Origin of the sequence: Mediterraneibacter sp. (assembly GCF_030825015.1) — a bacterium.
Classification (GTDB): domain Bacteria; phylum Bacillota; class Clostridia; order Lachnospirales; family Lachnospiraceae; genus Mediterraneibacter.
This window is the reverse complement of sequence record NZ_JAPJQP010000020.1, coordinates 1-16,032: the sequence shown is the minus strand read 5'-3', so window position 1 is coordinate 16,032 and position 16,032 is coordinate 1. Positions and strand designations below refer to the sequence as shown.

General features: G+C 42.8%; 10 protein-coding genes and 1 pseudogene. 9 read left to right on the top strand and 2 right to left on the bottom strand.

Annotated features, from left to right (window positions below):
* Positions 1-243 precede the first annotated feature (243 nt).
* From RCH61_RS08245 to malQ, 7 genes are all read left to right on the top strand, one after another.
* Positions 244-4,284 (top strand): InlB B-repeat-containing protein, encoded by a 4,041-nt coding sequence (locus RCH61_RS08245; RefSeq protein WP_306480409.1) that lies wholly within the window; start codon positions 244-246, stop codon positions 4,282-4,284.
* A 393-nt stretch (positions 4,285-4,677) separates the two neighbouring features.
* Positions 4,678-5,514: a class I SAM-dependent DNA methyltransferase gene (locus RCH61_RS08240; RefSeq protein ID WP_178007018.1), complete on the top strand. Its 837-nt coding sequence runs from the start codon at positions 4,678-4,680 to the stop codon at positions 5,512-5,514.
* A 20-nt stretch (positions 5,515-5,534) separates the two neighbouring features.
* Positions 5,535-6,410 (top strand): Hsp33 family molecular chaperone HslO, encoded by an 876-nt coding sequence (hslO, locus tag RCH61_RS08235; RefSeq protein WP_178007016.1) that lies wholly within the window; start codon positions 5,535-5,537, stop codon positions 6,408-6,410.
* Positions 6,411-6,508: 98 nt separating this feature from the next.
* A complete protein-coding gene (locus RCH61_RS08230) occupies positions 6,509-8,443 on the top strand; it encodes an NAD(+) synthase (protein WP_306480408.1) in 1,935 nt (644 codons plus the stop codon).
* A gap of 6 nt (positions 8,444-8,449) precedes the next feature.
* Positions 8,450-9,466 (top strand): molybdopterin-binding protein, encoded by a 1,017-nt coding sequence (locus RCH61_RS08225; RefSeq protein ID WP_178007012.1) that lies wholly within the window; start codon positions 8,450-8,452, stop codon positions 9,464-9,466.
* Positions 9,467-9,519: 53 nt separating this feature from the next.
* On the top strand, positions 9,520-11,781 hold the full coding sequence (locus RCH61_RS08220) for a glycogen/starch/alpha-glucan phosphorylase (protein ID WP_178007010.1): 2,262 nt from the start codon (positions 9,520-9,522) through the stop codon (positions 11,779-11,781).
* A 102-nt stretch (positions 11,782-11,883) separates the two neighbouring features.
* Positions 11,884-13,368 carry a 4-alpha-glucanotransferase gene (malQ, locus tag RCH61_RS08215; RefSeq protein WP_178007008.1) on the top strand — a complete coding sequence of 495 codons (1,485 nt, stop codon included), beginning with the start codon at positions 11,884-11,886 and terminating at the stop codon, positions 13,366-13,368.
* Positions 13,369-13,398: 30 nt separating this feature from the next.
* Here malQ and spoVAC read toward each other — a convergent pair whose 3' ends face one another.
* The gene (gene spoVAC / locus RCH61_RS08210) at positions 13,399-13,860 is read right to left on the bottom strand and encodes a stage V sporulation protein AC (RefSeq protein ID WP_306480407.1); all 462 of its coding nucleotides are present in this window, start codon (positions 13,858-13,860) and stop codon (positions 13,399-13,401) included.
* Positions 13,861-14,022: 162 nt separating this feature from the next.
* Between spoVAC and RCH61_RS08205 the strand changes: the two genes are divergently transcribed.
* Together RCH61_RS08205 and RCH61_RS08200 are read left to right on the top strand one after the other, a co-directional pair.
* A complete protein-coding gene (locus RCH61_RS08205) occupies positions 14,023-15,069 on the top strand; it encodes a stage V sporulation protein AD (RefSeq protein WP_306480406.1) in 1,047 nt (348 codons plus the stop codon).
* 142 nt (positions 15,070-15,211) lie between these two features.
* Positions 15,212-15,568 carry a SpoVA/SpoVAEb family sporulation membrane protein gene (locus tag RCH61_RS08200; protein WP_306480405.1) on the top strand — a complete coding sequence of 119 codons (357 nt, stop codon included), beginning with the start codon at positions 15,212-15,214 and terminating at the stop codon, positions 15,566-15,568.
* 213 nt (positions 15,569-15,781) lie between these two features.
* Here the strand turns inward: RCH61_RS08200 and RCH61_RS08195 are convergent.
* A pseudogene (locus RCH61_RS08195) lies at positions 15,782-16,032 on the bottom strand (hypothetical protein); the annotation flags it as partial.

The following is a 16,032-nucleotide window of genomic DNA, read 5'->3' as shown; positions in this document are numbered from 1 at the left end:
ACAGTGGAGAAAATTTATATACAAAATACACATAAAATAAAGGAAAATAGATGAATAATATTGCAAAAAATCGTGGAATATTCCATTTTTGTCATTAGATAGAAGAAAATTTGCATAAAAACTTTAAAAAAAATTAATTTATGATAAAATATATAATGATACTGTCTTTAGGGGGAGGAAAAAAGCCGAAAGACAGTTTGGCAATAGCAGAAAAAAACAGCATTGTAGAATGGAGAAAAAAGTATGAAAAAGAAAATGTGGAGGACAGGGTTGTGCGGATTGACAGCATGCAGTATGTTGTTTAGCATGCCCGCGTTGGCATGGGCCGCAGATGAACCTCAAAACACAGGGATTGAAGACGGGCTCATTGCGTATTATGATTTTGAAAACGTGAATGAAAAGAAAGTTCCGAATGTACAGGATCAGTCCAAATATGAAGGAACATTGTCGGGAGATAATGTTTCTGTTGCGGAAAACACGATTTTCGGAAAATCTTTGAAATTTACAGCCGGAAATCAGGGAATGATGGAAATTCCTCAGATTATGAATACGTCTCAGAAGAGTTATTCGATTTCTTTGTGGTTTAAATATGATACATCTACAAACAGAGAAGGGAAAAATACAGTTCTTCTGCAGCAGAATGGAAACGGACGTACATTTTTACAGTTTACAAAAGACAATAAGTACGCGACATATGTAAATGCAAGCAATGTATACAGTGATAAGGCGGTTGACCTTAGCCAGTGGCAACATGTAATGGCAACATATAATAAAGATACGAAGAAAATTGCATTTTATATAAACGGCGAAAAAGATAGTGAGAAAGATGCAGGTAGTCAGGTAGTCAATGAATTGACAAGCCTTCTGATTGGACGTCATAAAAATGCAGGTAATGACCCTCTTTCTATGAGAGGTCTTGTAGATGAAATTCGTGTATATGAGAAAGTTTTAACAGCAGATGAAGCAAAGGCTGTTTATGAAGAGAAAGCAGGAGCAATGCTCTTCCCACAGCTGACAGAACAGATCAAAGCAGCAGAAGAGTTAGATGCATCAGGAAAGTTGGATGAGAATGCAGATGCTGCGAAAGCTTTGAAAACGGCAATCGCAGATGCAAAAAAATTAAGTGAATCCAGTGCGTTGTCAGAAATTTCTGCGATGATTAAAACGCTTGAAGATGCGATGAAGAATTATCGTGCAGAGATCGGCGTTGTGCTTACTGTTTCTCCTGAAACAGAGGAACGTTCCATTGACAGTGCCACAATCGGTATCAACCATCGGTATGCTTTCAATGGATATGGATCTTTTGATAGTACGACAATGACGATGAAAGATGAGTTCGCGGAACTTTATAAAGACGCGGGATTTGGTTCTATCCGTTATCCGGGAGGAACAATCTCTAACTTGTTCCGTTGGAAAGAATCTATCGGACCGAAGGAACAGCGCGTAAAACAGATCCATGGATTTTATAACAATACAAACCAGGCTGGAATCGCTCCGAACTTTGGATTGACAGAAGTAGCTGACTTCGCATATCGCGATGATGTTCAGTCAGAAATCGTTTATGTATATGGTTTCGGACGTGGTTCAGCACAGGATGCCGCAGACCTTGTAGAGTATCTGAATGCTCCGGCAGGAAGCAATCCGGGCGGTGGCGTTGCATGGGCAGATGTGAGAAAAGAAAACGGACATGCAGAGCCTTATAATGTACGCTATTTTGAGATCGGAAACGAGAACAACCAGGGTGGTGATGACGGAACAGCGTCACAGCAGTATTGGATGTCAAAAGTAGATGGTGGAGCTGAAAAAGCGTATGTAGAAGGTGGAGTTGCAAGTTTCACAAAGCAGTATGCAGTGAAGAAGGACAACTGGAATAAGGCTGCATCTGTCAGTGACGGAACAGCAAATCAGGTTCGTTACATGCGTTATGCAAACCCGAATCCGATGACAGGAAAAGATGGAAAGACGTTAGTAGAAGACTTCAAAGCAGTTGAAGAGGGAAGCGTTGAAGTATGGGTAGGTACTGACGGTGAAGGGAACAATGAAAAATGGGAGATTGTTGAAAGCTTAGATTCTGCAGGAGCAGAAGATAAGAAAGTAACAATCGACTACAGAGACGGATCAATCCATTTCGGAGATGGAACACATGGTAAAATTCCTGCACAGGGTCAGCAGATCTATGTGACATATCGAGTTGATAGAGATGGATTTATAGACGTTTCTAAAGCAATGAAAGATATGACAGCAGAGATCAACGAGATCAATGCGAACAATGGAAGCACAGAAAAGGCATCCTGCTATGTATATTCAAGCTATGAGACACAAGGATTTATTGATAAAATGAAGCAGGGAGATCGGAGTCAGTATTACGATGGGTTGACAATTCATCCATACTGTGGAAATCCGGGCGAGAATAATCCGAATGATGTGTTCTATGATAATGCAATGAAACTTGCTGAAGATGTGGGAATTAAAAAAGTGGAAAATTATGTAAATATGCTTCCAGAAGGAAAAGTTCCGGTTATATCTGAGTATGGTATTTTCAGATCTACATCACCGCTTCTTCGTTCACAGACGCATGCAGTATATATTGCAAAAGTGCTTATGGAGTACGTTCGTCTTGGAAGTCCGTACATTCAGAAACACTGTCTTGTAGACTGGTACAGTTCAGGAGCTGATTCACTTGGACCTACACAGCAGGCAGTTATTCAGGCAGTGCCGCAGACAGGTGCAGATCAGGGAACCGGAGAAGGAAACTTCCGTTTCTTCTCAACACCTTCAGCGAAAGTATTCGAACTGTTCGCTAATTCTTTCTCTAAAGGAACAGAAGTAGTAGGAACAGAGTTTGAACATGTAGAGACTTTGGCAAATGGTACAAAAGCATATTCTGCAATCGCAAGTAAAGGTGAAGACGGAACGTTATATGTAGTTGTAGTAAATACAGACCGTGTAAATGATAAGAAACTCCATGTTAAAGTAGATGGCGTAGATCTGACAGGTAAAAAAGTAACAATACAGACACTTGCAGGTGAAAATTTTGCTGATGAGAACAGCTTGACAGAGCCGAATAAAGTAGCGATTGAAACAACAGAGCTTACGGCTGAATCAGCGGAACTGAATCTGACAGCAAAGGCACATTCTGTAATGACGATTACAGTGAAAGAGAAGGAAGAGCCGCCTGTAGAAGAGACATTTACAGTAACAGCAAAAGCAAATAATGCGGACATGGGAGATGTAGCGCTTAGTCCTGCAAAAGAGAAATACAATGCAGGAGAAGAAGTAACAGCAACGGCAACAGCAAAAGAAGGATATGAGTTTGTAGACTGGACAGTAGATGGACAGACAGTTGAAGGAGCTACATATAAGTTTACAGTAGAAAAGAATACAGAGCTGACAGCAAACTTTAAAGAGAAAGAAAAACCGGTAGAGACATTTACAGTAACAGTAAAAGCAAATGATAATAATATGGGAACTGTTGCGATTGATCCGAAGAAAGACAGTTATGTAAAAGGAGAAGAAGTAACAGTTATTGCAGAAGCGAAAGAAGGATATGAGTTTGTAAACTGGACAGTAGGTGGTAAAGAACTTTCTAAGTCGGCAGCATATCAAATTACTGTAGATAAAGATATGGATTTGATTGCAAACTTTAAAGAGAAAGAAAAACCGGCAGAGAAATTTACAGTAACAGTAAAAGCAAATGATGACAAGAAGGGATCTGTAACGCTTGATCCGGCAAAAGAAGAATATGCCGAAGGAGATAAGGTGACAGCAACAGCTGCAGCGAAAGAAGGATACAGATTCGTAAACTGGACAGTGAATGGTAAAGAAGTTTCCAAAGATGCAGTATATCGTTTTGAAGTGACAGGAGCTCTCAATCTGAAAGCGAACTTCGAAAAGATTACTGCAGAAGATACATTCAAATTGAATGTGGATGTAAATGACAACAAGATGGGAACAGCAAAACTTGATCCTGCAAAAGAAAGCTATAAAGCAGGAGAAATCGTAACGGCGATCGCGAAAGCAAAAGAAGGATACAAGTTCGTGAACTGGACAGTAGACGGCAAAGCAGTTTCTGATAAAGCAGAGTACAAGTTTGAAGTTGACAGAGCAGTGACATTGAAAGCAAACTTTACGAAAACAGCAACAGATCCGACACCGGAGAATCCGAAAAATGAAGACAAAGCAGTTCAGACAGGCGACAATTCCGTATCACCGATCATTCCGCTTGCAGGATTGATGTTAGCGGCAGGAGCAGCAGTCGTAGCTCTTCGTAAGAAAGAAGACTAATCTGAACAGTCTGAAAGAGACAGATCGGATATCGCAAAAATTGTCTTGATAAAAAGTGAAAAATGAAACAAAACAGAGAGGCGTCGCGCTATGCGGCGTCTCTTTCTGGTAATAACGAATAAGAGGTTCCTCTAAAGTAACAGTTCAGCCTGCGCCATTCGTAAAACCGCATTGTGTGCTTATTGTGGCTAACGCCACTGTTATCCTCTAAAACATTCTATGTGAAATTACAGTGCAAATTATCTGCAAAATGTGTTACACTTCTAATACAGCAAAAAATAGCTTTTGATTTATCTTCGCAGGCCGATCGATTTACATACATGGCAGAACGATGAATGCGGCGGAGCTGATCGGCTGATTTTATGTGTTGTGTGATATTAGGAGGGAACGATTTTGGAAGCGTATACAAGTTTTGCGTATGTTTATGATACATTTATGGATAATGTTCCTTATGGCGAATGGGCAGGGCACATTCGTGAAAAGCTTTGTGAACACGGTGTGCCGGACGGGATCGTACTTGACCTCGGATGCGGAACGGGAACGATGACAGAGAGGCTTGCCGAATATGGATACGATATGATCGGAATCGATAATTCGGAAGAGATGCTGGAACTGGCGATGGAAAAGAGGATGCAGTCGGGACATGATATTCTTTATCTGCTTCAGGATATGCGTGAGTTTGAATTATACGGAACAGTGCGGGCGGTTGTAAGCGTCTGTGATTCCGTTAATTATATGACAGAGCCGGAAGAACTGGAAGAAGTATTCCGTCTTGTTAACAACTATCTTGATCCGAAAGGAATTTTTTTATTTGATTTTAATACCGTTCATAAGTACCGTGATGTGATCGGTGACAGTACGATTGCGGAAGACCGCGGCGTGTGCAGCTTCATATGGGATAACAGATATTATGAGAAAGAACAGATCAATGAGTATGATCTGACGCTGTTTATTTCGGAAAAATTTACCCCTATGGAACACGCATATGATTCAGAGGAGGATCTTCCGGAAGAGGAATTGTTCTCAGAGGAAGAAAGTGTTGAAAACGGCAGTTTGTATCGGAGATATACGGAGACTCATTATCAAAGAGGGTACACGCTTGCTGAGATAAAAGAACTTTTGGAACATGCAGGTCTTGTGTTTGTGGAGGCTTACGATGCCGATACGAAAGAAGAAGCGAATGATATGAGCGAGAGAGTTTGCGTGATCGCTCGTGAAAATGGAAAATAAATAGAACAGGAGAAAAATTGATGAAAGATTATATTGTAAGAGCATCTGCTGCAAATGCGCAGATCCGTGCATTTGCGGCTGTGACAACGGAATTGACAGAGGAAGCGCGTCAGCGTCATAAAACGAGTCCGGTTGCGACGGCGGCTTTGGGAAGACTGCTGACAGGTGGAGCGATGATGGGAAGCATGATGAAAAATGACACGGACATGCTGACAATTCAGATTAAATGTTCCGGTCCGATCGGCGGTCTTACGGTGACGGCAGACAGTCAGGGAAAGGTAAAAGGATATGTTCATGAACCGAATGTGATTCTTCCGCCGAAAAACGGAAAGTTAGATGTCGGAGGAGCTTTGGGTCAAGGCGTGATGACAGTGATAAAAGATATGGGATTGAAAGAGCCGTATTCCGGGCAGACGATCCTTCAGACAGGGGAGATCGCGGAAGATCTGACTTATTATTTTGCTACGTCGGAGCAGGTTCCGTCGTCTGTAGGACTGGGCGTTCTTATGGAAAAAGACAATACAGTGCGCTGCGCAGGCGGATTTATCGTTCAGGTCATGCCGTTTATTGAGGATGAAGTGTTGAATAAGCTGGAAGAAAATATTAAAAATATTCAGTCTGTAACTTCTATGTTAGATCATGGGCATACGCCGGAAGAAATGCTTTCTCATGTATTAGAAGGACTTGATCTTGAGATTACAGATACGATGCCGGCAGAATTTTACTGTAACTGTTCAAAAGAACGGATTGAAAAGGCAATCATCAGTATCGGAAAGAAAGATATTCAGGCGATGATCGACGATGGCAAAGATATTGAGGTGAAATGCCATTTCTGCAATGAGGCATATAATTATACAGTAGATGAACTGAAAGTACTGCTGAAGAAGAGCAGATAAGAGAAGATAAGAGCGGAAGACGGTTTGCGCAGACGGAGACAGAAGAGCAGAAGATAGCCGGTGCAGACGAAGACAGAAGCAGAAAGGTGGAGATAAGGATGAGACATGGTTTTGTAAAAGCAGCGGCTGCTACGCCGGATATTCGCGTGGCGGATGTGGAATATAATACGGAACAGATATGCAAGGCGATCGATCAGGCGTGTGAAAATGGAGCGAAGCTGATCGTGTTTCCTGAATTATGTGTGACAGGATATACGTGCGGAGATCTTTTTACGCAGAACGCTTTGCTGAAAGCGTCATACAGCGGGCTGAAGAAGATCGCAGCTTATACGAAAGGCAAAGATGTTTTGGCATTTGTAGGGATGCCGTTTACAGAAAGCGGAAAACTTTATAACGTGGCGGCGGCAGTTAACGGCGGAAAAGTGATCGGGTTTACGACAAAGACGTTTCTTCCGAATTATGGAGAATTCTACGAGATGCGTCAATTTACTCCGGGACCGGATTTTGTAAAATGGATTGCATTTGAAGGAGAAAAAGTTCCTTTTGGACCGAAGATCTTGTTTCAGTCTGATGAGATGCCGGAGTTTCTTGTAGGGGCAGAGATCTGCGAAGATGTCTGGTCGCCTTTGCCGCCAAGTATAGAGGAAGCCTTGAACGGGGCGACGATCATTGTCAACTGTTCGGCTAGTGATGAAACAGTCGGAAAAGGAAGTTACAGAACGCGGCTGATTGCAGGGCAGTCGGCGCGGCTGATCGCAGGATATGTTTATGCGAATGCCGGAGAAGGGGAATCGACAACAGATCTCGTTTTTGGAGGACATAATATTATCGCAGAAGACGGAACGATCCTTCGGCAGTCAAAACGTTATAAGAATGAGATTATTTACGGTGAGATCGATTTGGAGAAAATTGTAGGTGAGCGGCGGAAAAACACAACATTTTCTCCGAAAACATTAAAGGATCATAGTCCGGTAATTGTGCCGTTTCATGTGGAAACGTGTGATACTGTTCTTACGAGAACTTATTCACGACATCCGTTCGTACCGTCTGATGAAGCGGCTCGGGCGCACATCTGTGAAGAAATCCTGACCATTCAGGCGATGGGATTGAAGAAAAGATTAGCACACACTCACGCAAAATCGGCAGTTGTCGGTATTTCAGGCGGTTTGGATTCGACATTGGCTCTGCTTGTGACAGCTAAGGCGTTTGAGATGCTTGAGCGAGATAAGAAAGAGATTATAGCGGTTACGATGCCTTGTTTCGGAACGACAGACCGAACATATCGTAATGCATGTGAAATGACGAGACAGACAGGCGCGACACTGATTGAAGTGCCGATCGCCGATGCGGTGAATATTCATTTCAGAGATATCGGGCATGACTCTGATGTGCATGATGTGACTTATGAAAATGCACAGGCAAGAGAGCGGACGCAGGTGCTTATGGATATAGCGAACCGTGAAGCCGGTATGGTGATCGGCACAGGCGATATGTCGGAACTGGCGTTGGGATGGGCAACATACAATGGAGACCACATGTCAATGTACGGTGTCAATGCATCTGTCCCGAAGACACTTGTGCGTCATCTCGTTCAGTATGCGGCGGATACAACAGAAAACGAATCGTTAAGACAGGTGCTTTATGATGTGCTTGATACGCCTGTGAGCCCGGAACTTCTTCCGCCGAAAGACGGAGACATTGCACAGAAGACAGAAGATCTTGTCGGTCCATATGAATTGCATGACTTCTTCTTATACTATATGCTTCGGTTTGGTTTCTCACCGGAGAAAATCTTCCGTTTGGCAGAGAATACCTTTGAGGAAATTTACGAAAAAGAAACGATTCTAAAATGGCTGAAAACATTTTATCGGAGATTTTTCTCACAGCAGTTTAAACGTTCTTGTCTTCCGGACGGTCCGAAAGTCGGAAGTGTAGCTCTTTCGCCGCGCGGAGACTGGAGGATGCCGAGTGATGCATGTGCAGCGTTATGGATGGAAGAATTGGATAAAATTGGAAAAGAGTGGAAAGAGTGAGAATATATGAAACTGATCAAGACAGAAGAAGCTGTCGGAAGCGTACTTTGTCATGATATTACGCAGATCATTCCCGGCGTTGTGAAAGACGCAGTGTTCAGAAAAGGGCATGTAGTGACACAAGAAGATATTCCGGTATTGCTTTCGGTTGGAAAAGAGCACCTGTACGTATGGGAGAAACAGGAAGGAATGCTCCATGAAAATGATGCTGCGGAAGTCCTTAGGCGTGTATGTCAGGGAGAATTTCTGAAAGCGTCTGAGGCGAAAGAAGGGAAGATCGAGCTGACGGCGGAAACGGACGGACTGCTTAAAGTAGATCAAGATAAATTGAATGCGGTAAATGGATTAGGGCAGATTGTGATCGCATCCCGCCACGGGAATTTTCCGGTGAAAAAGGGGGATAAGGTTGTAGGAATGCGTGTCGTCCCTCTCGTGATCGAAGAGGAAAAGATGGAGCAGATTGAGAGGATGTGCGAGAACGAACCTATTTTTACGATTCTGCCGTTTCGTACGATGAAAGCGGCTGTTGTGACAACCGGAAGCGAAGTGTATCACGGAAGGATCGAAGATAAATTTACCCCTGTTGTAAAAGAAAAGATAAGAGAGTGCGGGATGGAAGTGCTCGGCGATACTCTTTGCAGCGACGATGCTGACATGGTTACAAAGGCTGTGAAAGAGTGGATTGAAAAAGGGGCAGAACTGGTTGTCTGCACCGGAGGAATGAGCGTTGATCCTGATGATCGCACTCCGCTTGCTATCCGAAATGCAGCAGATGAGGTGATTACTTACGGAGCTCCGGTTTTGCCGGGAGCGATGTTCATGCTGGCATACGCGGGGAATGTCCCGATCATGGGACTTCCGGGATGTGTTATGTATGCAAAAAGGACGATATTCGACCTGATACTTCCAAGGGCCGCTGCGGGAGAACGGTTGAAAGCAGAAGATTTTACTGTGCTTGGAGAAGGCGGTTTATGTCTGAATTGCCAGATATGTACTTTCCCGAATTGCGGTTTTGGAAAATAATTGAGCGCGATAACAGTAAGAGGAATGAGAGGAAAATTTTCGGAGGTAGTAAAATGAAAACGGATATACAGGAAGAACTGGAATTGTGTATGAGCAAGTCTGTGGCGCAGGCGTCAAACAAAGAGATTTATGATGCTTTGCTTGTGCTCGTACAGAAGATGGCAGCAGGAAAAGAAAGAACCGGAGGAAAAAAGAAGCTGTATTATATTTCAGCAGAATTTTTGATCGGAAAATTGCTGTCAAATAATATGATCAATCTCGGAATATATGATGAGGTGAAGGAACTGCTTTCCAAAAACGGGAAAGACATCTGCGAGATAGAAGATGTCGAGCCGGAACCGTCTCTTGGAAACGGAGGCTTGGGACGTCTGGCAGCATGTTTTCTCGATTCCATCGCAACACTCGGACTTGAGGGAGATGGAATCGGACTGAATTATCATCTTGGACTGTTTAAACAGGAGTTTGAGGATCATCTTCAGAAGGAACTTCCGAATCCGTGGATCGAGAAACGCTCCTGGCTGACGAAAACGGATGTTGTTTATCCGGTTATTTTTAAGGGGATGAAAGTCAATGCTAGAATGTATGACATTGCAGTGACGGGTTATAACAATCAGACAAATAAACTGCATCTTTTTGATATTGATTCGGTCGATGAGACGATCGTAAAAGACGGGATTGATTTTGACAAAGAAGATATTACAAAAAATCTGACTTTGTTTTTGTATCCGGATGACAGCGATGAAAAGGGAAGACTTCTTCGAATTTATCAGCAATATTTTATGGTAAGCAGTGCGGCGCAGATGATTTTGAATGAATGTATGAAAAAAGGATGTACGCTGTATGATCTGCCGGACTATGCGGTGATTCAGATCAATGATACCCATCCGACAATGGTCATTCCTGAATTGATTCGCCTTCTCTTAGAAAGAGGCCTTGATATGGATGAAGCAATCGACGTTGTTTCCAAAACCTGTGCGTACACGAATCATACGATTTTGGCAGAAGCGCTTGAAAAATGGCCTATAGGCTATCTGAAAAAAGTTGTGCCGCAGCTTGTTCCGATCATCGAAATCCTCGATGACAAAGTGAGAAGAAGATTCAGCGATGAGTCGACGGCAATCATAGACAGAAATGATACGGTGCACATGGCGCACATCGATATTCATTATGGATTCAGTGTTAATGGAGTGGCTGCGCTTCACACGGAGATTTTAAAACAATCGGAGCTGAACCATTTTTACAGAATTTATCCTGACAAATTCAATAATAAAACAAATGGAATCACATTCCGAAGATGGCTTCTTCACTGTAACCCGCGTCTTACGGCGCTTCTTGACGAAACGATCGGAGAGGATTATAAAAAAGATGCTTCTTGTTTGAAAGAACTGTTGAAATATAAAGATGATGAGACTGTTTTGAAGCGTCTTTTAGAAATTAAAAAAGAAAATAAGCGAGAACTTGCTGCTTATCTGAAAGAGACACAGGGAATTGAGATCGACTCCGATACGATTTTTGATATACAGGTGAAACGTCTTCATGAATATAAACGGCAGCAGTTAAATGCACTGTATATTATTGATAAATATTTAGAAATCAAAAAAGGCGTGACTCCGAAGACTCCGATCACAGCAATTTTCGGGGCAAAAGCAGCTCCGGCATATGTGATCGCAAAGGATATCATTCATCTGATCCTCTGTTTGCAGGAGATCATTAACAATGATCCTGAAGTAAGTCCTTATCTGAAAGTTGTTATGGTGGAAAATTATAATGTGACGAAGGCAGGAAAACTGATTCCGGCATGTGATATATCTGAGCAGATCTCTCTTGCGTCAAAAGAGGCGAGCGGTACGGGAAATATGAAGTTTATGCTGAACGGCGCTGTGACTCTCGGTACAGATGACGGGGCAAATGTGGAGATACATGAGCTTGTAGGAGACGAGAATATTTTCGTGTTCGGCGCATCCAGCGACGAAGTCATTGAACATTATAAAAAAGCAGATTATTCAGCGAAAGATTATTATAAAAAGAATCCGAAGATCAAAGCGGCAGTTGATTTTATCACAGGAAAACAGATGATGAAAATCGGATGTGAAGAAAGTTTAGAGCGGCTGCAAAAAGAACTGATCGAAAAAGACTGGTTTATGACGCTGCTTGATTTTGATGCATATAAAAAGGCGAAAGAAAGAGCCCTGTCCGCATATAAAGATCAAAAAGAATGGGCAAAAAAGATGCTTGTAAACATTGCAGAAGCGGGATACTTCTCGTCGGATCGAACGATTGAAGAATATAACAAAGATATCTGGAAGTTAAAATAAGTCATAAAAAAGATATCGCTGCTTATAAATGAAATTATAAAGCAGATTATAAGAGCAATATAAGCAGAGGACAAAAGATCATACTGAAAAAGGGGGATGATTATGGAACGAGCAAGCGGTGTGCTGCTCCCTATATTTTCGCTGCCGTCGAAATATGGGATCGGATGTTTTTCAAAAGAGGCATATGAATTTGTCGACAGGCTGAAGGCGGCGGGGCAGAGTTATTGGCAGATCCTTCCGTTAGGTCCGACCGGATACGGAGATTCCCCGTATCAGTCTTTCTCCACATTTGCGGGGAATCCGTATTTTATCGATCTTGAAGCGCTGATCGGGGAAGGACTTCTGACAGTGCAGGAGTGTGAATGCGACTGCATGGGAGATCGGGAAGACACGATTGATTATGAAAAAATATATAAAACACGGTTTCGGATACTTGAAAAAGCCTTTTCACGTTTTTGGGAAAATGATGAATATCGTGCATTTGTTTCTGAGAATGAGTTTTGGCTGGAAGATTACAGCCTGTATATGGCAATCAAAGACAGAAACGGCGGAGTAAGCTGGAGTGAATGGGATGAGCCGTTGAAACACAGAGATCCTGAGGCACTCGGAAAGGTGAGAGAAGAACTGTCGCGGGAGATTGCTTTTTATAAGTTTCAGCAATATGAATTTGACAGGCAATGGAAACATCTTCGTTCTTATGCAGACCAAAATGGGGTAGAGATCATCGGAGATATTCCGATCTATGTTGCATTTGACAGTGCGGATACATGGGCGGCTCCAAAGATGTTTTGTTTTAACGATGCTCTTGAACCGATTGATGTGGCGGGATGTCCGCCGGATGGATTTTCCGAGACAGGTCAGTTGTGGGGCAATCCGCTCTATGACTGGGATTATCATAAAAGAACCGGATATGAATGGTGGATCCGCAGGATTGAACATTGTTTCCGGCTGTATGATGTTGTACGGATCGATCACTTCCGTGGGTTTGATGAATATTATGCAGTGCCTTATGGAGAAAAAACGGCAGTGAACGGAAGATGGCTGCCCGGTCCCGGACTTGAACTGTTTCAGGCAGTAGAAGCAAAAATCGGCGGAAAGCGGATTATTGCGGAAGATCTTGGATTCCTTACACCCAGCGTAATGCAGCTTTTGAAAGACAGTGGATTTCCGGGGATGAAAGTGCTTCAGTTCGCATTTGACTCAAGAGAGGAATCAAACTATCTTCCACATACTTATCCTAGAAATTGTGTCGTGTATACAGGAACTCATGATAACGATACAACAAAAGGCTGGTATCATACGGCAGGGAAATCAACGCGGCAGTTTGCCAAAGAATATATGTATAAGCCCCGTCTTGATGAAGACACGCTCGCAGAAGATTTTATTGCTATGGCGATGGGAAGCGTGGCAGATCTGTGCATCGTTCCGATGCAGGATTATCTGGGGCTGGGAAGCAGCGCCCGCATTAATACGCCATCTACTCTCGGTGGAAATTGGGAGTGGAGGATGAAGACAGGAACTCCGGACGAAGAGACAGTTCAGGAAATGGCGCGAATGACAAGAGTATACGGGCGGATGAGACGGTAGCGAATAAAAGATACAGACAGGAAGCGGTTCCTATTTGAACAATGTTCCGATCCAGTAGATCAAACCAAGTCCCCAGCTTGTAAAAATTCCGTATAGAATGACTGGGCCGGCAATGGTGAAGATCTTACACCCGATTCCGAACACCTGACCTTCTTTCTTATATTCGATAGCCGGGGCGGCAACAGAATTGGCGAATCCGGTGATCGGTACAAGAGCTCCTGCGCCTCCCCATGTTGCAAATTTTTGATAGATTCCGGTTCCGGTAAATAAAATACTTAAGAAGATGAGTGACAGAGATGTCCATCGGCTGCATTCATCAGGCGATAATTTCTGTAACTCAAAATAGTGGTAGATGATCTGGCCGATCAGACAGATCAGACCGCCCAGGAAAAACGCTTTGCACATATTTATGAAAAGATTGTGCCGGGGCGTTTTTTCTTTTACATATTGTTCATATTGTTTTTCTCGTTTCAGTTTTTGGATTTTATCCATAGATGAAATCAACTCCTTGTGTTCGTTTCTTTTCCATTAGTATTTGAAATGATTTTTCAAATATGTATAGAAATTTATAATATTTTTGCCAAATGTGCGGATGATAAAGAATTATACAAATAAAATTGCAAATAAAAATATAAGCAATGGAAAGGAAAAATTATGGATCAGGTAAAAGGGGCGCAGAGTCTTTTGTTTCGGGAAGCTCCGTATCTTATCAGTGCAGCATCTGTTGCAGGGAGCAAAGAGGCGGAAGGACCAATCGGAAAATTATTTGATGTAACGAATGAAGATGATCTGTTTGGCGCGCAGACATGGGAAGAAGCGGAAAGCAACATGCAGAAAGAAGCCTGTGTTCTTGCAGCAGGAAAAGCACATATGGATTTAAAAGAGATCAGATATCTTTTTGGAGGCGATCTGCTGAGACAGGGAATTGCAACTGCTATGGGAGTGGAGGCGCTTCAGATTCCGATGTTCGGATTGTATGGAGCATGTTCTACTTCGGGAGAAGCGCTTGCGCTTGCATCGATGAGCGCTGCCGCAGGATATGGAGGCACGATGCTTGCTGTTACATCAAGTCATTTTGGAAGTGCGGAAAAAGAGTTTCGTTTTCCGTTAGGGTATGCAAATCAAAGACCACTTTCCTCTCATTGGACAGTGACGGGAAGCGGCGCATTTCTCGTACGATCAGCAGAGGAATATCAAAAAAATCAGATGCAGCCGTATTTTTCCCACATTCGTATTACAGGCGTTACTGTAGGGAAAATCGTCGATTATGGATTAAAAGATTCACAGAATATGGGGGCGTGTATGGCGCCGGCAGCAATGGATACGATCGTTCAGAATTTTCAGGATTTAGATAGAAAAGAAAAAGACTATGATCGGATCATTACAGGGGATTTGGGAAGTATCGGAAGAACGATTCTTTTTGATCTCATTAGAGAAAAAGGGTATGACATTTGTGAAAAGCACATGGACTGCGGTATGACGATTTTTGATAAAGAGCGGCAGGATACCCATGCAGGCGGAAGCGGCTGCGGCTGTGCCGCTGTAACGTTGGCATCTTATGTACTTCCGAAATTAGAGAGTGGAGAGTGGAAAAGAGTATTGTTTGTTCCGACTGGAGCGCTTATGTCTACAGTCAGTTTTAATGAAGGTGCAAGCGTACCCGGAATTGCGCATGGAATCGTTTTGGAAAGTGACGCATAATGTGCAAAATATAAAATAGATGCCGGATATGAAGTATCACAAAAGGCAGATGTGAAGTGTGCAGAAAATGCACAAAGGAAAGCTTATATAGAATATGCGGATAATATATAAAAATATATAAAAGAGGAAGAGGTGAAATAAAGTGGATTATGTAAAAGCATTTGTTGTAGGCGGACTTATCTGTGCCGTTGTACAAATTTTATTGGACCGAACAAAATTAATGCCAGGAAGAGTGATGGTTCTTTTGGTATGCGCCGGGGCTGTGCTCGGATTTTGCGGAGTGTATGACCCATTTCAAAAACTTGCGGGAGCCGGGGCAAGTGTTCCGCTTCCGGGCTTCGGAAATGTGCTTTGGCAAGGGGTGAAAGAAGCAGTGGATCAATATGGATTTATGGGAGTGTTTATGGGAGGTTTCCAAGCCAGCGCCGTTGGTATTTCAGCAGCGCTGATCTTTGGATATATTGCATCATTTATTTTCGAACCTAAAATGAAGAAGTAGATTTTTAATCTGCTAAGAAGAATTTGTGTACAGAAATCAAGGAGTCGCGAATGCCGGCAGTCCGGTTTCTGTACACACTTTTTTGCAATGGAGACGAGCCAAAGTTTAGGTTTGCCCGAGACCTTGACGACCGCTTACAATCCCGGAATGTGCCTATTGGCACTTCCGGTGATTAGTAAAAATTGTTCCCCAAAAAGTCACTCACTGTTGCTGTCAATGAATATGGAGATGAAATTCTTTAATCAGATGAGAGATATTTTCCTCTGTATCCTCAAGATCATCTGCGATTTCAGAAATGGTCTTTCCTTTTTGAAGTTTTTTCTGAATAAGTGAACAGGTTTTTTGAAGAGTTCCTTCTTCTCGTCCCTGTGTTCTGCCTTCTTCCCGTCCCTGTGCTCTGCCTTCTTCTCGTCCCTGTTCTCTTGCCTCTTCTCTTTGCACTTCGATATCTGTCTCGTAATCGT

What these genes read in the sequence shown, in the direction of transcription:
- malQ (WP_178007008.1), top strand. Translation starts at nt 11,884, where the DNA reads ATGGAACGAGCAAGCGGTGTGCTGCTCCCTATATTTTCGCTGCCGTCG.
- hslO (WP_178007016.1), top strand. Translation starts at nt 5,535, where the DNA reads ATGAAAGATTATATTGTAAGAGCATCTGCTGCAAATGCGCAGATCCGT.
- RCH61_RS08230 (WP_306480408.1), top strand. Translation starts at nt 6,509, where the DNA reads ATGAGACATGGTTTTGTAAAAGCAGCGGCTGCTACGCCGGATATTCGC.
- RCH61_RS08245 (WP_306480409.1), top strand. Translation starts at nt 244, where the DNA reads ATGAAAAAGAAAATGTGGAGGACAGGGTTGTGCGGATTGACAGCATGC.
- RCH61_RS08205 (WP_306480406.1), top strand. Translation starts at nt 14,023, where the DNA reads ATGGATCAGGTAAAAGGGGCGCAGAGTCTTTTGTTTCGGGAAGCTCCG.
- RCH61_RS08225 (WP_178007012.1), top strand. Translation starts at nt 8,450, where the DNA reads ATGAAACTGATCAAGACAGAAGAAGCTGTCGGAAGCGTACTTTGTCAT.
- spoVAC (WP_306480407.1), bottom strand. Translation starts at nt 13,860, where the DNA reads ATGGATAAAATCCAAAAACTGAAACGAGAAAAACAATATGAACAATAT.
- RCH61_RS08220 (WP_178007010.1), top strand. Translation starts at nt 9,520, where the DNA reads ATGAAAACGGATATACAGGAAGAACTGGAATTGTGTATGAGCAAGTCT.